This window comes from Streptomyces sp. TRM49041 (assembly GCF_008271805.1).
Lineage (GTDB): Bacteria > Actinomycetota > Actinomycetes > Streptomycetales > Streptomycetaceae > Streptomyces.
In genome coordinates, this window is the sequence record NZ_VSRY01000158.1 from 100,655 (window position 1) to 118,542 (window position 17,888).

14 protein-coding genes are annotated in these 17,888 nt (G+C 72.4%); 5 read left to right on the forward strand and 9 right to left on the reverse strand.

Annotated elements, in window-relative coordinates:
* Positions 1-69 precede the first annotated feature (69 nt).
* Positions 70-1,887 carry a BTAD domain-containing putative transcriptional regulator gene (locus tag FVS66_RS26145; protein WP_262387218.1) on the reverse strand — a complete coding sequence of 606 codons (1,818 nt, stop codon included), beginning with the start codon at positions 1,885-1,887 and terminating at the stop codon, positions 70-72.
* A 249-nt stretch (positions 1,888-2,136) separates the two neighbouring features.
* Here FVS66_RS26145 and FVS66_RS26150 point away from each other — a divergent pair, with 249 nt between their 5' ends.
* Complete coding sequence (locus tag FVS66_RS26150) at positions 2,137-2,334, forward strand: hypothetical protein (RefSeq protein WP_149183681.1); 198 nt, start codon at positions 2,137-2,139, stop codon at positions 2,332-2,334.
* A 22-nt stretch (positions 2,335-2,356) separates the two neighbouring features.
* Here the strand turns inward: FVS66_RS26150 and FVS66_RS26155 are convergent, their stop codons facing one another.
* From FVS66_RS26155 to FVS66_RS26165, 3 genes are all read right to left on the reverse strand, one after another.
* The gene (locus tag FVS66_RS26155) at positions 2,357-5,425 is read right to left on the reverse strand and encodes a BTAD domain-containing putative transcriptional regulator (protein WP_187645700.1); all 3,069 of its coding nucleotides are present in this window, start codon (positions 5,423-5,425) and stop codon (positions 2,357-2,359) included.
* Positions 5,426-5,583: 158 nt separating this feature from the next.
* Entirely contained in the window at positions 5,584-6,075 is a 492-nt protein-coding gene (locus FVS66_RS26160; protein WP_399226332.1) for a MarR family winged helix-turn-helix transcriptional regulator, read from the reverse strand.
* 465 nt (positions 6,076-6,540) lie between these two features.
* Positions 6,541-6,987, reverse strand: coding sequence for a DUF3592 domain-containing protein (locus FVS66_RS26165; RefSeq protein ID WP_149183683.1), 447 nt, complete (start codon positions 6,985-6,987; stop codon positions 6,541-6,543).
* Between the two features lie 453 nt (positions 6,988-7,440).
* Between FVS66_RS26165 and FVS66_RS26170 the strand changes: the two genes are divergently transcribed.
* Together FVS66_RS26170 and FVS66_RS26175 are read left to right on the forward strand one after the other, a co-directional pair.
* Positions 7,441-8,283: a helix-turn-helix transcriptional regulator gene (locus FVS66_RS26170; protein ID WP_149183684.1), complete on the forward strand. Its 843-nt coding sequence runs from the start codon at positions 7,441-7,443 to the stop codon at positions 8,281-8,283.
* On the forward strand, positions 8,265-8,474 hold the full coding sequence (locus FVS66_RS26175; RefSeq protein WP_149183685.1) for a DUF397 domain-containing protein: 210 nt from the start codon (positions 8,265-8,267) through the stop codon (positions 8,472-8,474). Before FVS66_RS26170 ends, FVS66_RS26175 begins: the two co-directional genes overlap by 19 nt.
* A 98-nt stretch (positions 8,475-8,572) precedes the next feature.
* Here the strand turns inward: FVS66_RS26175 and FVS66_RS35230 are convergent, their stop codons facing one another.
* The 5 genes from FVS66_RS35230 to FVS66_RS26195 form a co-directional block, all read right to left on the reverse strand.
* A complete protein-coding gene (locus FVS66_RS35230; RefSeq protein ID WP_187645701.1) occupies positions 8,573-8,710 on the reverse strand; it encodes a hypothetical protein in 138 nt (45 codons plus the stop codon).
* Positions 8,711-8,817: 107 nt separating this feature from the next.
* Positions 8,818-9,792: a sigma-70 family RNA polymerase sigma factor gene (locus FVS66_RS26180; protein WP_149183686.1), complete on the reverse strand. Its 975-nt coding sequence runs from the start codon at positions 9,790-9,792 to the stop codon at positions 8,818-8,820.
* Between the two features lie 209 nt (positions 9,793-10,001).
* A complete protein-coding gene (locus tag FVS66_RS26185; RefSeq protein ID WP_149183687.1) occupies positions 10,002-10,625 on the reverse strand; it encodes an RraA family protein in 624 nt (207 codons plus the stop codon).
* Positions 10,626-10,645: 20 nt separating this feature from the next.
* Positions 10,646-13,339 carry a YCF48-related protein gene (locus tag FVS66_RS26190; RefSeq protein WP_149183688.1) on the reverse strand — a complete coding sequence of 898 codons (2,694 nt, stop codon included), beginning with the start codon at positions 13,337-13,339 and terminating at the stop codon, positions 10,646-10,648.
* Positions 13,340-13,382: 43 nt separating this feature from the next.
* A complete protein-coding gene (locus FVS66_RS26195) occupies positions 13,383-14,606 on the reverse strand; it encodes an MFS transporter (RefSeq protein WP_149183689.1) in 1,224 nt (407 codons plus the stop codon).
* Positions 14,607-14,848: 242 nt separating this feature from the next.
* Between FVS66_RS26195 and FVS66_RS26200 the strand changes: the two genes are divergently transcribed.
* A complete protein-coding gene (locus FVS66_RS26200; protein ID WP_149183690.1) occupies positions 14,849-16,441 on the forward strand; it encodes an amino acid adenylation domain-containing protein in 1,593 nt (530 codons plus the stop codon).
* Between the two features lie 39 nt (positions 16,442-16,480).
* Positions 16,481-17,866: a citrate/2-methylcitrate synthase gene (locus FVS66_RS26205; protein ID WP_149183691.1), complete on the forward strand. Its 1,386-nt coding sequence runs from the start codon at positions 16,481-16,483 to the stop codon at positions 17,864-17,866.
* Positions 17,867-17,888: the final 22 nt, after the last annotated feature.

A 17,888-nucleotide genomic window follows, 5' to 3' on the forward strand; every position in this document is an offset into this window, starting at 1 on the left:
GGGCCGGGTGCCGCGGGGACATCGCGCCGCAGGGCAGAGCGAGGCTAGGGCGGGCCGGTTAGCCACGGGTTACGCCCCACGGGACTGTCCCGCCGGTTCGCTCGTCGCCCGCCCGTCCGGCAGGGAGAGGGCGAAGAGCCGCACCAGCGGGTGGAACCGGTAGCACGGCCGGCCGCACTCGTCGGCGCCACTGACCTCCAGCAGTGCCGCGTCCGCCGTGGCCTCCAGCAGCAGTTCGGCGTCCCCCTCGGGCAGCCCGAGCAGCACCGCCGCCCGCACCGCGGGGAACGGCTGGGGCCCCAGCCCGGCGAGCACCGGGAACGCCCGGCGGGCCTCCGGCCGCAGCGCCCGCCAGGAAGGCAGGAGCGCGCCGTGCACATCCAGGTCGCCGGAGTGCAGCTCCCGCAGGCGGGTGGCGGGGTCGGCCAGCCGCCGGGCGAGCCGGTCCGGCGCGTAGTGCGGGCGTGCGGCGATGCGGGTGCCCACGATCCGCAGGGCGAGCGGGAGCCCGGCGCACTGCTCCACGATGACAGCGGCGGCGCCGGGGGCGGCGGCGATCCGGTCGGGTCCCGCGGCGGCGGCCAGCAGCCGCAGCGCCGGCCCGTCCTCCAGCGGCTCCAGGGCCACGGTGTGCGCCCCGGCCACGGTGGGCAGCGCGGTGCGTCCGGTGACGAGGACCGCGGGTTCGGGGGTGTTGGGCAGCAGCGGACCGAGCTGCGCGGCACTCGCGGCGTTGTCCAGCAGGATGAGCAGTCTCCTGCCGCCGGTGCGCTCCCGGTAGAGGCGGATCAGCTCGTCCAGATCCTCGGCGGCCCCCGCGCCGACGGGCAGTCCGAGTGCCCGCAGCAGATGCAGGAGCACCCGGCCGGCGGGCCACGCCGTGCCGTCCGGTGCGCGCAGATCGGCGTACAGCTGCCCATCGGGGAAGTGCCGCTTGCACCGGTGCGCCGCGTGCACGGCCAGCGCGGTCTTGCCGACCCCGGCCATCCCGGTCACCAGCACCCGGCGCGGGCGGTCGGCCGTGGCCGTGTCCGGGGCGAGCGCCCGGTACAGCAGAGCGAGTTCGTGCTCGCGGCCGGTGAAGTCGACCGTGTCCGGGGGCAGCGTGGCCGGGACGGCGTGGGTGTCCTGCGGGGCGGGCTCGGCCGGTGCGCCTGGACCCTCCCCGGGCGCGGCGTGCGTCCCGGCCCGCACCCGCGGCAGGCGCATGAGCGAGCCGTCGAGCAGCGCCCGGTAGGTGGCCTGCAGCTCCTCGCCGGGGTCCACACCGAGCTCTTCCGCCAGCGCCGCACGGCCGTGGTGGTATAGATGGATCGCGTCGGCCTGCCGCCCGCACCGGCACAGCGCGGTCATCAACTGGCTGCGGATGCGCTCGCGCAGCGGGAACTCGGCCACCAGACCGGTGAGCTCGACGGTGATCTGCTCGTGCCGGCCGAGCGCCAGGTCCGCCGCGATCCGGTGCTCCAGGATCGCGGCGCGGGCCTCCGTCAGACAGGGGACCTCCGCCTCCGCCAGGTGTTCCGTGGTGTTCGCGAGGGGCTGCCCGTTCCAGCGCGCCAGCGCGTCCCTGAGGAGGTCGCCCGCCTTTTCGTGGTCCTGTGCGGACAGCGCTTCACGGCCCGCGCGCGCCAGTTCCTCGAATTCGATCAAATCGAGTGTGGAATTGCCTATGGCCATGGCATATCCGGGTGGCCTGCGGTCGATGAGTATGTCGTCGCCGAGTATTTTCCGCAGTCTCGACACGTAGGTGTAGAGCTGGGCGCTCACGGTGACCGGCGGCGCCCAGCCCCACAGCAGCCGGCTGAGCCGGTCGTCGGAGACGACTTCGCCACGGGCCAGCAGGAGTGCCGCGAGCACGGTGTGCAGCTTGGTTCCGGAGATGGGCACCCTGCGTCCGCGGTCACGCACCTCGACCGGCCCGAGCACTCGAAATTCCATGGCAGCCCCGTTCGTGATGCATGCGAAGAATCTACGAACGACGCTAGATGGAGCCGCTATTCTCTCGATGTCGTGTCGGTTTCACGAGGGTCCCGGCGCGCGAAATCGGTGGGACAAGGGATTGAAAGGAGGCGTCCCTACTGTCCGTTCGTACCGCAGCAAGCGGCAATGACGGTCCGCCGATGAGGGGGAATCGAAATGTGCAGCACTCGGACGACGAAGCGGGCGACGATGGCCGGTCTGGCCGTACTGGCCGGACTCATGACAAGCGCCGGCGCCGGGCTGGGCTCCACCGCCCACTCCGCCACGTTCACGAACGGCGACGACATGCCCTGGGGCATCGTCAAGCCCCTGGAGACACCGGTCGCGTCGGACGACGACATGCCGTGGGGGTGACCCCCGCGTCACCGGCGGACGCTCACTCCGACCGGTCCGCCAGCAGCAGCCGCAGGGCCTGGGGGGTGAGGGATCGTTCCGCTCGGGTGCCGCCGCCCGCGTCGCCCGTGCCGACCGCGCCTGCCGTGCCGCGCCCGCCGGACGCCCCGCGTACCGCGGTCATCAGCCTCAGCACGCCGGCCCGCCAGGGCTGGGCCCCCACCTCCCCGAGCGAGGCATAGGCCCGCTCGAACCTCTCCGCCGCCGCCGCGTGGTGGCCGCCGATCGCCTCGACACACCCCAGGTCGGTCTCCACCCGCGCGTACAGGAAGCGGTCGGCCAGCTCCTCGGTGATCTCCAGGGCCTGCCGCAGCGTGCGTCCGGCCGCCGCGAGCAGGCCCTGGCTCCACTGGGCCTCGCCGAGCCCGCGCAGCGCGTGGGCCTCGCCGACCCGGTCGCCCTCCTTGCGGGACAGCTCCAGCACCTCCTGGAAGGACTCGGCGGCCTCGTCCAGCTCGCCCGCGCACAGCCGTACTTCGGCGAGCCGGTAGACGCTCTGCGTCTCCGCGCGGACCGATCCCGCACGCCGGCTCAGCGCCACCGCCTCCACGGCCAGCGGCAACGCCCGCTCCACCTGACCGCGGTCCAGTTCGATCTGGGCCAGGTAGCCGAGCAGGTGGGCCTGGTTGCAGGTGTCCCCGGCCGCCGAGAAGCCGTCCAGCGCGGCCCGGCAGTGCTCCAGCGCCCGGTCCCAGTCGCCCTGGAACCGGGCGCACATGGCCAGGTTCCGCTGGGCGAGCGCCGCCCCGTGCACGTCGTCGGTCCCCCGGAGCAGCCGCAGAGCGGCCATGTTCCACCCCTCGGCCTGCTCGTAGAGCCGCTGGTAGATGGCGAGCGAGCCCAGCAGCCGCAGCATGGTGGCCTCACCCGACCGGTCGCCGGTGCGCCGGGCCGACGACAGCGCCGCCTCGGCGCAGCGCTGCCAGTCCTCCAGATAGTTTCGGGTCTCGAAGTGGGGCACGGCGCTCTCGGTCAGAGCGCACGCGTAGCGTGCCCGGTCGGTCTCGGCCGCGTGCACCACCACGTCTGTGACGGCGGCACGCTCGGACTCGAACCAGTCCAGCGGCGTGGCCAGCAGTTCGTCCGTCGCGCCGAGCAGGAAGGCGGGCGCCGGCTGCGCGGGCCGGCCGACCGGGAACTCACGTCCTGCCAGGCGCCGGTGGGCCTCCTCGGCGAGCCAGAGCCAGGCGGCGAAGGTGCGCTCCAGCGCGGCGTGGCACTCCGCCTCCGTCTCGTCCGCCTCGGCACGCTCGCGGGCGAACAGCTGCAGCAGGTCCTGGAACCGGTAGCGGGCAGCCTGGCCCGCCACCGGGTCGACCGTCTCCAGCAGCTGGGCGTCGACGAGCTGGTCGAGCAGCTCCTCGGCGTGCCACAGGTCGGTGTCCACGGTGGCCGCGGCCACCCAGGCCGCGAAGTCCGCGGTACGCAGCAGCCCGAGCCTGCGGTACATGCGGGCCGCCTCCGGGGTCAGGTCGCGGTACGTCAGCCGGAAGCCCGCCCGCACCCCGCCCTCCTCCGGACTGAGCTCGTCCAGCCGCCGCCGCTGGTCGCGCAGCCGCTCCACCAGCCCGCGCACGGTGAGACCGGGCTTGGCGGCCAGCCGCGCCCCGGCGATCCGCAGTGCCAGCGGCAGGCAGTCGCACAGCGCGCTGAGCTGTTCGAGAGCGACCGGGTCGCTGCCGAAGCGGTCGGCGCCGGCGATCTTCGTGAGCAGGGTGGTGGCCTCGGCCGGCGGGAGGACCCGCAGCCTGATCCGCAGCGCCGTGTAGTCGCCGGTGACGTCGTCCAGGGCCTCGCGCCCGGTGGCCAGGACGACACTGCGGCCGCCACCCGGCAGCAGGGGCCTGAGCTGGGCGAACGACCGCGCGTTGTCGAGGACGATCAGGGTTCTTCGGGTGCTGAGGAGGCTGCGGAAGAGCGCCGCCCGCTCGTCCGGCTCCTCGGGGATCTGCGGGGCGGGCGTCCCCAGGGCGCGCAGGAAGCGGTCGAGCACGGCGGAGGGCGAGACCGGCGGGTTCTCCTCGTCGTAGCCCCGCAGATCGGCGTAGAGCTGGCCGTCGGGGAAGCGCTCGGCCGCCTGGCTGGCCCAGTGGACCGCCAGGGCGGTCTTGCCCACGCCGCCCACTCCGACGATGGTCGCCACGGCGGGGGCGTGCGGATGGTACGGCTCCTTCAGCAGCCGGTCTAGGGCGGCGAGCTCCTGCTGCCGTCCGGTGAACCTCCGGACATCGGCGGGCAGTTGGGCCGGAACGGTCTGGACGGTGACCGAGGCGGTCGCGGTCGCGGCGGGCGGCCGGGTCAGCTCCGGTGAGTCGCGCAGGATGAGGTCGTGCAACTGCCGGAGCGCGGGGCCGGGTTCGATCCCCAGCTCCTCGTTCAGCAGTCGGCGGCCCTGCCGGAACACCTCCAGGGCCTCGGCGCGCTGCCCCGAGCGGTAGAGCGCCAGCATCAGGTGCTCGCGGGACTGCTCGCGCAGCGGGTGCCGGGCGACCAGTTCGCCGAGCTCCCCGGTCAGCGTCCGGTGCCGTCCCAGCTCCAGCATCAGCCCGGCGCGCTCCTCGATCAGATCGAGCCGCAGCTGTTCCAGCCGGGCCGCCTCGGCCTCGATCCGCGCCCCGGGGAGTTCGTCGAGGGCCGCGCCCCGCCACTTGCTGAGCGCCTCCTCCAGCAGGGTGCAGGCGTCCTCGGCCCGGCCGTGCCGGGCGGCGTCCCGGCCGCGCTCGGCCTCCTGCAGGAACTCCACCACGTCGATGCGGTGTTCGCCGCGCGCGAGGACGTAACCCGGCGGAGATGTGAGCAGCAGTTCGCTCTCCCCGGCCTCCTTGAACGTCTTGCGCAGCGTCGCCACGCAGATCGCGATCTGGTTGCGCGCGGTCGCCGGAGGACAGTCGGGCCACACGGCGTCGACGAGCGTGTCGACGGACACGATCCGGTCGGCGGAGAGCAGCAGCATCGCGAGCACGGTGGACTGCCGTCTGCCCTTGATGCGCAGCGGCACCCCGTCGGCCTGGACGAGCAGGGGGCCGAGCATTCTGAAGACGAACTGGTTCAACGGTCCCCCCGGACTGCGACCTGAGTCAGGTCGGTAACGGTACAACAGGGAAATGGCCATGATCGGGCGCAACCGGCGCTCGGCCAAAGCGGTTTGGAGCCGTGCACGGGCCCTGCCGGCGCCGCTTCGGTGGTCAGACGGCGGGCCGGCGAGCGACCTCAGGACGAGACGTGCGGAGCGACGGTGCACAGCGCCCGCGACAGCTCGCGCAGCGCTTCGGTTGCCCGGTGGAACTCCTCCTCACCGCCCAGCTCACCGCACAACTGCCGGGCCAGTTCGGCGTGACCGGGTCCGACCTCGCGCAGCGCCGCTTCCCCCAGCTCGGTGGCCACGAGCAGCCTGGCGCGCCGGTGCGCGGGGTTGTCGCGGTAGTCGGCCAGCCCCTGCCGCACGAGCAGATCGGCGAGGCGCTGCACACTCTGCCGCGTGATGCCCAGGAGCCGGGCGATTCCGGAAACGGACTGCGGCCCGCCCCCCACCGCGTCGAGGACCTGCCACTGGGCGGCGCTCAACCCGGACGGCTGCGTCACCTGGTTGAGCAACGCCATGAACCGGCCGTTCAGATGGAGGACGGCCAGGGCGGAGCGGCTGAGGGCGTCGACGGCACCCATGCCGCCGCCGACGTCCTTACCGGATGTCGCGACACGCACTACGGCCCCCTCTGCCGGAATGTCGACACACGGTTCGCCCGCCGGTCCGCGGGCTGCAGCTTTCGGCCATGCGTTGCTGCACCGTACAGGTGGGCGACACCCCTGTCCATGATGTGGCCCATGAGCGTAATGGGCGGTACCGCCTGGAGGGAGCGCCCTGGGTGAATGGAGGGGTCGGCGGCGGCTCCTGGTTCGGAATCAGAGGCCAGGACCGGTCGCGGTCGCCGGTTCTCGCCCAGGGTCGCCGACATCTCCGACGCCCGGCTGTGGTGGACGAGCACGGCGGCCGACTACGGGCCGCTCCAGCCGTTCTCGAACCATCCGATCCCCTGGACGGACGCGCCGGCCAAGCGCCGGCGGCAGGCGCCTTGCCGGCATCGGGCGTTCACATCCGCGGGACGGTGCCGATGCGGGGGGTGCAGGGCGCCTGGAGGCGCCAGAACGCGGATGTTCCGGTCAGCGGCATCATTTCGTGGCCGACCGTCTCCGCATCGCCCGTCGACGGTCGCGGAGACTTTCCCAGACCGGCGTGAGTACCAACAGTGGTATGAGGATCATGAGCCCGAGCCCGGCGAAGACCAATAAGCCGTGTCCGAACCTGTTGCTTGCCACGGAGCGGGTACTCGCCGTCTCAGGACGCCCTGGCACGTAGTGCACGCGGACCGTGTCGCCGACCTTCGCGTCGCCGACTGACCAGAACTGGTGGGACGTGCCGTCGACCATGGTGAAACGTACCTTGATCCTCTCGATGGTGCCGGCCTGCGGCGGCCCTTTCACCTTCTTCTTCTCCAGGATGATCCCGTCGGCCGATCGCCCACGCTCGGCGACCGTGGAGGCTTCGCGCAGGCCCTCGACTCCCCCGAGGAAGACCCCGCACCCGAGGACGGTGAGAAACACCGCCACAACTGCCACGGCCGTTCCGCCCGCCACCTTCCCGGCGACCCGTGCCCAAGTACCGATCCGGCGCAGCCACCCCCACGCGCTCACCGACTCCCACCCGCCCAATGAATCACGGCCCCTACCAAACCTCGCACCAGGCTGCCTCCTCTGTGTGCTGCTCCGAGGTCTTATCCCCGTCGTACGAAACCCCATCCGGCGAATTTTGTACTGATCTTGCGACAGCTGTCTCTCGCGTGATCAAGAACGCGCGCCGTCTTCATCGAGGGTGCAAGTGGCCCTTTTCGGTGTATTTCCATTGAATTCCACATGCATGGAACGTACTTGGGATTACGGTGCGTGGTCCGGGCACTACGAGCATGCGCGCCGGAAGGAGCTGCCGGCCCCGTCGGCGGGCTGCGATTCCCCGCCGCAGCGCGTTCGTTCCACACGTTCCACAGAGACCGAGTCCGCTCGGAGGGGAGAGTCATGGGGAAGCGGCGAGTGATCACGGGCAGGAGTCAGGAACCCCGGCAGCGGTACGCGGAGGAGCTGCGCCGCCTGCGCACGGAGCGCGGCCAGAGCCTGCGCCAGCTCGGCGAGCGGCTGGGCTGGGACTGGTCCCTCTTCGGGAAGATGGAGAAGGGAGAGACCCTGGGCAGCCCGGACGTGGTCCAGGCGCTGGACCAGCACTACGGCACGCCGGGATTGCTGCTGACGCTGTGGGAGCTGGCGGCGGGGGACCGTACGCAGTTCAAGGAGCAGTACCGGCGGTACATGGCGCTGGAGGCGGAGGCGGTGAACTTGTGCCACTTTGCCGTGACCGTGCCGCCAGGGTTGCTGCAGACACCGGGGTACGCGACGGAATTGCTGGAGGCCGGAGGGTTCAAGGGTGCAGCGCTGGAGCAGCAAGTGAAGGCGCGAATCGGGCGACAGGAGCAGCTGGAGGGGGACGACGCGCCGCCGTTCCGGTCGATTCTGTCGGAGGCAGTGCTCAGGACCCCGCTGCAAGACGTGAGGGCGTGGAGGGAGCAGTTGGAGCACGTGGTGATGATGGCGGAGCGGCCGAACGTCACCATTCAGGTGCTGCTCCAGAGTGCGGGGGTGCACGGCTTGGACAGCACGGCTCTGATGTTCCTGCGGCTGGTGGACGGGCGTACCGTGGCCTACACGGAGAACGCATACCGTGGCGAACTCATCGAGGAAAGCGCGCTGGTTGAGCGCATGCAGCGTGCCTACGACGTGGTGCGCGACCGGGCACTCTCCCCAGCCGAGTCTCGAAGGTTCGTCCTGGCCCAGTTGGAGGAAGTACCGTGCGACTCATCGACCTGAGCGCCGCGACGTGGCGCAAGAGCTCTTACAGCAACTCCGACGGTGGCGAGTGCGTCGAGGTCTCCGACGACTTCGCCGCTGTTGTTCCTGTACGTGACAGCAAGACGCCGAGCGGCTCCGTGCTCGTCTTCCCGGCAGGCGATTGGGCGTCCTTCGTCGCTGCGGTGAAGGGCGGCCGGCTGTCGGCCTGAGCCGTATGACAGGTCCGGCGTACCTCTCCCCCGCACGCACGCTGCCCCCGGCCAGTACTCCTGGCCGGGGGCAGCGTGCGTTGCGCCCGGGTGCCGCGTCAGAGGTCGTTGCGGCTGGCCGTGACGACCTTGCACTCCACCTTCTTGGCACCCTCAAGCTTCTCCGTGCTCACGAGGATGCCGGCTTCCTTGTCCGTGAAGGTCTGCTTCGGCGCGAGGTTGTCCGCGGTGGACATGAAGTCGCTGACCTTCTTCCCGTCAGCGAGGACCGGGTGCGGGCCGGGAGCCGGGCAGCGCGGAGCCGGGCAGGGTCGGGAGCAGGGAGGCATTGTGCGCCCGGTGCTCAGCTCGCCCACTCCCTGAGCGGCAGCCGCCGCTCAGGGGCGCGGAGCCGGGCCAGGGCGCGGTTCTCCAGCTGGCGTACACGCTCGGGGGTCAGGGCGACACGCTCGGCGACCTCCTTGCGCGTATGGGCGCGACCGTCGTGCAGCCCGTAGCGGAGCGTGAGGACCATCGCCTCGCGCGGGTCGAGGGTCCCGATCGTCTCGCGGAGCTGCTCGACCAGCGCGTGGTACTCCGCGACGTGCGGCGCCTGGAGGACCTCGGCGTCCTCGATCAGATCGCCGACGACGGTGTCGCCCTCCGTGCCGACCGGGGTGTCCAGGCTGATGGCGTCGCGCCCCACATGGCGGAGCATGGTGACCTTCTCGGTCGGCATCCCGGCGGCTTCGGCGGCCTCCTCGGCGGTCGGCTCGCGGCCGAGGGCCAGCTGGAGTTCGCGTTCCTTGCGGCCCAGCCTGGACAGCTCCTCCACGAGGTGGACCGGCAGCCGCACGGTGCGGGCGTGCTGGGCCAGGCCCCGCTCGATGGCCTGGCGGATCCACCACGTGGCGTACGTGGAGAACTTGTAGCCCTTCGCGTAGTCGAACTTCTCGACCGCCCTGATCAGGCCGAGGTTGCCGTCCTGGATGACGTCGAGGAAGGGCAGGCCGCGGCGGCTGTGCCGCTTGGCGACCGCCACGACGAGACGCAGATTGGCGCGGACCATGTGGTCCTTGGCGTGCTGCCCGTCGCGGGCGACCGCCTCCAGGTCCCGCTCGTACTCCGGTGGCAGCTCACGCCGGTCGGCCTCGGCCTCGCGCAGCAGCTCGTCGGCGTACACACCCGCCTCGATGCGCTTGGCCAGCTCGACCTCCTGGTCGGCGGTGAGGAGCGCGGTCGTGGAGATCTGGGCGAGGTACTGGCGGACCAGGTCCGTCGTCTCGTCCGGTGCGCCGGGCTCGGCGCCCGGGGCGAGCGTGGGGGTGGTCTTCTCCATGGGTGTCACCCGCTGTCAGTACGTCGCGCGGAACATGATCGTGCTCACCGCCCCGGCCGCGCCGAGCGCCCGGAAGACCCGCTCGTGGACGTTCCGGCTCGCATACCACGGACACCACTCCGTTCGTCCCGCTCCGGCCCTGTGGGGGCCGGACTCCGGCGCGTGCCTGCCACAGCACGGGTTGCACCCAGGACGCGCGGCAAACGCGGTCAGCCTTCGAAGCCCTTCTCGGCGAGGATCTTGTCGATGCGGGCGCGGTGGGTCTCCTCCCATACGTCGAGGGTCTCGCCTGCCTCCTTGGCCAGCTTCTTCCGGGCGGCGGCGAGGACCTCGTCCAGGCGCGCCCCGGGTACGACCACGATGCCCTCCTCGTCGGCCACCACGACGTCGCCCGCGTCCACGGTCACGCCGCCGCAGCGCACCTGGGCGTTGAGGGGGTGGACGGCCTTCTTGGTGCCGGGGATGGGGATGACGCCTCGCGCGAAGACGGGGAAGCCCATCTCCCGTACCTCCGCGAGGTCGCGGATCACGCCGTCGGCCACGAACGCGGCGATGCCCCGGCGTCGGGCGACGGCGCAGACGTTACCGCCGGCCAGCGCGTGGTCGACGTCGCCCGATTCGACGACGACGACCGAGCCGGGCTCCGCGCGGTGGATGGCCGCGTGCAGCATGAGGTTGTCTCCGGGAGGGCACTTCACGGTGAACGCCGGGCCGGCGACGCGCGGGGTCGAGGGCCACAGCGGGCGGATGCCGATGTCCATGACCTGCTCGCGGCCCAGAAGGTCGGCGAGGGTGGTCGGGGGGATGTCCTTGAAGCCGGTGACGTCGGTCATTTTCTGCTGCTCTTCCTTCTTCATTCGGGCGCCCCGCCCTCGGAGAACGGGACGACGATCGAGTCCTTTTCCGGGCTGTGGAAGTGCTGGTCCCAGGTCGCGCCGTCGTCGGAGGTCGACAGTACGGTCCCCTCGTCACCCACGATCCACGAGCGCCGGGACGAGGAGACGTGCACGGCCCACAGGGACATACCCGACCGCGTGGCGTCCGTCCGCCAGGTCCGCCCGCCGTCGTGGGTGGTCAGGACGGTGTCGCTGCGGCCCACCGCGCGGCCGACGAGACCGTCGGGGGAGAAGTGGACGGCGGTGAGGTTCTGGGCGGTGCCGCTCTCCCGGTGGTGCCAGGTCCGCCCGCCGTCCCCGGTGCGGAGGACAGTGCCGCCGTCGCCCACGGCCCAGCACGTACGGGAGTCGACGACGTGCAGGCCCAGCAGGTCGTCCACGGTGCCGCTGTCCTGGACCTCCCAGGTGGCGCCGCCGTCCCGGGTGGCCAGGACCGTGCCCTCGGTGCCCACCGCCCAGCCGGTGTCCGCGTCCGCGAACCCCACGGTCCAGAGCGCGATGCCGGCCGGCGCCCCCGACCGCTGTTCCCAGGTGGCGCCGCCGTCCCGCGTGGCGACGATCGTGCCGCGGTCACCGACCGCCCACCCCGTGCGGGCGTCCGGGCGTACGTGGACCGAGAGCAGGTCCTTGTCCGTCCCGCTGTCCTGGGGCCGCCAGGAGGCGCCGGCGTCGTATGTGACCATGATGGTTCCGGCGCGGCCCGCCACCCAGGCGGTCGTGGCGTCGGGTGCGGCGATCCCGTACAGGTTCGTGACCGATCCGCTCGGGCGCGGTGTCCACCGGGAGCGGCCGCGCGACGCGAGGACGGTGCCGCCGTCGCCGACCACCCAGCCGTCCCGCCCGTTCGGGAGGACATGGACGCCGTAGAGGTTCTTGCCGGTGCCGGAGACATGCGGCCGCCATGTCCCGCCGTCGTCCTCGGTGGAGAGGATCAGGCTGCCGTCGCCGACGGCGTACACGCTCCTGCCGTCGGGCGATGTCCACACGTCCTTGAGGCTGTTGGGCACCTCCGTGCGCAGGACCCGCCACTCGGCCCCCGCGTCGCGGGTCGCCAGTACCGTGCCCGAGTCGCCGACCGCCCAGCCCCGGTCGCCCGCCGCGGTGAACGTGACGGCCCAGAGGACCACATCCGTCCCGCTGCTCCGGCGGGACCATGTGGCGCCCCCGTCGAACGTGGCCAGGAGGGTGCCGGAGCGGCCGGTGATCCATGCCCGGTCCTCGTCCACGGCGTGCACCCCCAGAAGGTGTTCCGTCGTGGGGCTGTCGCCGGTCCGCCATGTGGTGCCGCCGTCCCAGGACATGAGGATCGTCCCGTCGGCGCCGGCCGCCCAGCCGCGCTCGCCGCGGGTGTCGAAGTGGACGGTGAAGAGGTGTTCGGCCGTGGGGCTGTCGCCGGTCCGCCATGTGGTGCCGCCGTCCCGCGACATGAGGATCGTTCCCTTGGCGCCGACCGCCCAGCCGCGCTCGCCGCGGGCGTCGAAATGGACGGCGAAGAGGTCCTCCGACGTACCGGAGTCCGCCCGCTCCCAGGTCACGCCGCCGTCCTCGGTGGCGACCACCGTGCCCTCCGCGCCGACCGCCCAGCCGCGCAGTCCGTCATCCAGGCAGTGCACCGCCCACAGCAGCGCGTCGGCACCCGTGATGCCGCCCTGCCAGGTGGCGCCCCCGTCGGTGGTGACCACGAGCGCGCCGTCCTGGCCGACCGCCCACCGGGCCGCGCCCGCGCCGTGGACGCCCACAAGGTCCTTGTGCATGCCGTTGAGCTGCGCGGCCCATGTACGACCGCCGTCCGGGGAGGCCAGGACGAGGCCGTCGTCGCCGACGGCCCACCCGTGGCGGGCGTCCGCCGCGAAGGCGAGGGACACGATGTCCTTGCCCGTGCCGACGGACTGCGGCGCCCATGTGTCGCCGCCGTCGTCGGACGCGAGTACGGTGCCGTCGTCGCCGGTCACCCTGACCGCGCGCCCGTCCGGTGACGCCCAGACCCCGTAGATGTCGAGCCCGGTGCCGCTCTCCGCCCGGACCCAGCAGGCTCCCGCGTCCCGGGTACGGAGGACGGTGCCCGCGCGGCCCACGGCCCAGCACACCTCGGTGGAGACCGCGTACACGCCCCGCAGGTCGGCGTCCGTGCCGCAGGGGAGGGCCGTCCACGTCGCCCCGCCGTCCGTCGTGGCGAGGATCCTGCCGCGCTTGCCGACGATCCAGGCCACCCGGTCGTCGACCGCGCAGCACCGGGTGAAGTGCGTGTCCGCGTCGCCGGGGGCCTCCTGAGGCCGCCACGTCAGTCCGCCGTCCGTCGTCACGAGGATCGTCCCGCCGTCACCGACCGCCCAGCCCGTACGGCCGGAAGGGGCGAACGCGATCCCGTAGAGGTTCCGCGCGGTGCCGGAGGGCCGCTCCTCCCAGTGGGCGCCCCCGTCCACGGTCCGCAGAAGCGTCCCGTCGCGGCCCGCGATCCAGCCGCGCTCCGTGTCGGCGAAGCACACGGCCCGCAGATCCTTCTCCGAATGCCCCTGCGACAGCCACCGGGCTCCGCCGTCGCAGGTCACGAGGATCATGCCGCCGTCACCGACGGCCCACCCGTGGGCGTCGTCCACCAGGCAGACGCCCTGAAGGTTCACACTCCGCGGGGCGATGTTCCATGTCGTCATAGCGAACCCCTGTCAGACCTTCCGCTCGAACGGCGCCGGCCGCTCATCCGGTTGTGGTCACGTCCTTGGAAACGGCGGCGGCGCGCCCACGCACGCCACGGGAGACGACCGCGGGTATCGCGGCACCGATCACGGCGAATCCCACGGCCAGGACGATCCAGCCGACCGCCCCGTGGTCGAGGACCAGCCAGGTGAAGAGCGCCGGGGCGAACATCCTCCCGATGTCCGTGCCCATCGCGTGCGTCGCCTGGTACTGGCCCTGGGCGTCGTCGGGGGCCAGGTCGAAGGCGACGCCCCAGCTGCCCGCGGCCTGCCGCACCTCACCGAGGGCGTGCACGACCGCACCGGCCAGAAGGAGCAGGCAGGCGGGCAGCAGCTCCGCCCCGCCGCTCGTGGCGAACACCAGACACGCGACCACGACGCACCCCGCGCCCTGCAGGCTCGCCCTCGCCGCGGCCACCGGCGTGTCCGTACCGCGGGCTGCCCGGGTCTGGAGAGCCACGACCAGGACCGTGTTGACGAGGAGGATGGTGGCGCTCATCCAGCGGGGCGCGCCCGTGTGCTCCAGCACCCACAGCGGCAGGATCACATCGAGCAGGATCCCGTGCGTCGTCAGCAGCCCGTCCAGGACCGCGAACGTGAGGAACGGCCGGTCACGCAGCACCGCGAGAGCGGGGCCCGGCTTCGGCGGGACCGGCGGTACGCGCGGCTCCTTCACCGTGAGCAGGCCCGTGAGCAGGAAGGTGAAGGCGATGAAGAGCACGGCCCCCTGGTACGCCGGCCGAGTTCCGACCGCCAGGACGAGCCCGGCCAGCCCCGCGCCGACCGTGACGCTGGCGTTGCTGGCGGCCCGTACGTAGGCGAGCACGCTCACCCGGTCGGCGGCCGGGACGAGTCCCGCGATCATGGCCTTGCGGGCGCTGCGGCCCGCCCGGTAGGCGATGCCCTGGGCGGACACGATGGCGAGGTACGTCCAGAAGTCGTCGGCGAACACAAGCCCCACGGTCAGCGCGGCCAGTATCAGGAACGACCACATCTGCACCGTGCGCGGCCCGCTCCTGTCGGCGAGGTGCCCGAGCGGAATGCTGAACACGAGGACGATCGCCGCGGCGACACTCACGCTGATACCGAGCTGGCCCGGCGTCAGACGCAGCACCGTCACCGCGTAGATCGCGCTGAGCGCCATCCACAGGCCCTGTCCCAGCGACATCACCATGGTGATGACGGTGAGGAGCCGGGCGGGGCCGGGCGGGGGAAGGAAACTCATGCTGCGGGCTCTCCTCGCTCTGATCTCCCGGTGAGGCTAGGACACCGCCGAGGAGCGGCAGCCCTTGCGAGCACAAAGCGACTTGACCGCGAAAAACCCGTTCTGCCTTTAAATCCCAACGCGCTCGCCTTTTCCCCGGAGAGCGGAGAGAAGCCAATGAGCAGAACGGGATTTGCTCATTTAAGGAGCAGTGCGCTCGCAACAGCGCGGCACTGCCGAGAGACGGTTAGCGTCTCACCGCCATGACCACAGCACTGAACCGACGCCTGGGCGCCGGCCTGCTCCACCACGCGAGCGTCCGCCCCGACCATGTCGCCCTGACCATCGGGCGCCGCGACTACACATACGGGGAGGCCGTGAGCACCGCCCGGCGCTGGGCGGCCCCGCTCGTCGAGGCGGCCGGCGGCCGCCCCCGGCGGGTCGGTGTGTTCGCCCACCGCAGCGAGGCCGCCTACCTCGGTGTGGCCGCCGCGCTGTTCGCCGGCGCCGCCTTCGTACCGTTGAACCGGAAGTTCCCGCCGGCCCGCACCCGCGCCATGCTGGAGCGCGCCGACGTCGACGCCCTGATCGTCGACGCCGCATCGGCGCCCCAACTCCCCGAGCTGCTCCAGGGCTTGCCGCGCCGCCCGGTCGTCCTGCTGCCCGACACCCCGCGCGCCGACGTCACGGGGCGGCCCGGCGTGGCCGCCGGGATCGACGCCGAGCGGGTCCTGGACGCCGCCGACCTGGCGGCGGCCGCGCCGCTGGACCGGCTGCCCGACGTGTCGCCCGACGACCCGGCGTACCTGCTGTTCACCTCGGGCAGCACCGGGACGCCCAAGGGCGTGCCGGTCACCCATGCCAACGTGCGGGCGTTCCTCGACGTCAACCAGGACCGCTACCGGCTGACCCCCGACGACCGGCTCACCCAGACCTTCGACCAGACCTTCGACCTGTCGGTCTTCGACCTCTTCATGGCCTGGGAGAACGGCGCGCGGGTCTGCTCGATGGACCCCATCGAACTTCTCGCGCCGTTCACGTACCTGGAGCGCAACGGCATCACCGTCTGGTTCTCGGTGCCGTCGGTCGCGGCCGTCCTGCGCAAGCGGGGCGTGCTGCGGCCCGGGACGATGCCCACGCTCCGCTGGAGCCTGTTCTGCGGCGAGCCGCTGCCCCGGGCGACCGCCGAGGAGTGGCAGGCCGCGGCACCCGGGTCGACCGTGGAGAACCTGTACGGCCCCACCGAACTCACCATCGCCTGCACCGCCTACCGCTGGGACCCGCGCGCCAGCCCGGCCGAGTGCGTCCACGACAACGTGCCGATCGGCCGGCCCTACCCCGGCCTGCGGACGCTGGTCGTCGACGACGAGCTGAACCCCGTCCCGGACGGTGCCACCGGCGAGCTGTGCGTGGCCGGCCCCCAGACCACGCCGGGCTACTGGCGGGCCCCGCGGCTGACCGCCGAGCGCTGGTTCGAGCACGGTGGCGCGACCTATTACCGCACCGGCGACCTGGTACGGCTCGAAGAGGGCCAGTTCGTCTGCCTCGGCCGCGACGACCAGCAGGTGAAGGTCGGCGGACACCGCGTCGAGCTGGGCGAGATCGAGGCCGTACTGCGCCGCGCCGGCGCCGTGGAGGCCGTGAGCCTGCTCTGGCCCGACACCGCGACGGTGACCGCCGTGGTCACCGGGGCCGAGGACACCGCGGCCCTCACCGACGCCTGCAGGGCCGAGCTGCCCGCCTACATGGTCCCCAGGTCCGTGCGGGCCGTCGACGAGCTGCCGGTGAACGCCAACGGCAAGGTGGACCGCACGGCCCTGCGCCGGTGGCTCGACGAGCGGGCGGCCCTCGTATGACACGCCACACCCACCATCCGCAGGAGCAGGAGGGGAACCATGAGCAGCGTTGACCGGCTCGTCGCCCGGACCCTCGGCATCGCCGAGGACCGCGTCACCGACAGCCTCGAGTACCAGTCGATCAGCGAGTGGGACTCGCTCGGCCATGTCTCGCTGATGGTGGCGCTGGAAGAGGCGTACGGCGTCCCCGTCGACGACGAGCTCACACTCGCCCTGCGCTCCGTCCCGGCGATCCGCGAGTTCGCCGACGGCCGCGTCCCCGCCCCGCCCTCCGCCGCCCCCGAGGCCGGGGACCGCGCCACCGTGTACCGCGGTCTGGAGGGCGTCACCTTCGACCACACCACGATCACCCGCATCGACGGCGCGGCCGGGACGCTGGAGTACCGCGGCTACAGCATCCACGACCTGGCCGCGCACGCCTCCTTCGAGGAGGTCGCGTACCTCCTGGTCCACGGTGAACTCCCCGACCCCACCACCCTGGAGACGTTCGAGAAGGAGCTGCGCGCCGCCCGGGCCCTGCCCGGACCGGTCCTCGACATCGCCCGCTCGCTGGCGCACGCCCATCCCATGGAGGCGCTTCGCACCTGCGTCTCGGCGCTCGGCGCGTGGGGCCCGCGGCGCGAGCCCGGCACCGACGAGACGTATGAGCAGGCCCGCGAGGCCGGCGTCGCGCTGATCGCCCAGGTCCCGATGATCGTCGCCGCGCACCACGCCTTCCGCGGCGGACGCGAACCGCTCATACCCGACGACGAGACGTCGTACGCGGAGGCGTTCCTGACCGCGCTGCTCGGTGAGCGGCCCACCCCCGCCGCGGTGCGGTTCATCAACAAGGGCTTCATCGTCCACGCCGACCACAGCTCCAACGCCTCGGCGTTCACCGCCCGCGTCGCCATCGGATGCCGCGCCGGTATGACGGCGGCGGTCACCGCCGCCGTCGCGGCCTTCGCGGGCTCCGTGCACGGCGGGGCGGCCGAACGCGTCGTCGGCCTCATCGACCAGGTGGGCAGCCCCGGGCGGGCCGCCGCGTACGTGGCCGAGCTGCAGGGCAGGGGCGAGCCGGTGATGGGCTTCGGCCACCGCGTCTACCGTACGGAGGACCCGCGCGTACGCCATCTGCGCGCCACGGCCGTCGAGCTGAGCGAGGAGCGCGGCGACACCGAGGGCCTGGAGATCCTGGACGCCGTGGCCGCCGCCATGCGGCCGTACCACCGGCACGGCGTCGCGCCGAACGTGGACCTCTACGCGGGACTGGCCTACCGGCTGCTCGGCCTGCCGGACGATCTGGCCGTGCCCCTCTTCGTGGTGGGCCGCACCGCGGGCTGGGTGGCGCAGGCGCTGGAGCAGCGGTCGAACAACGTGCTCATCCGGCCGCTGCTCGACTATGTGGGGCCGCGCGGTCGCGCGTTCCCGGAGGCGGTCCGCTGAACGGCCATGGCACGAGAGAGAA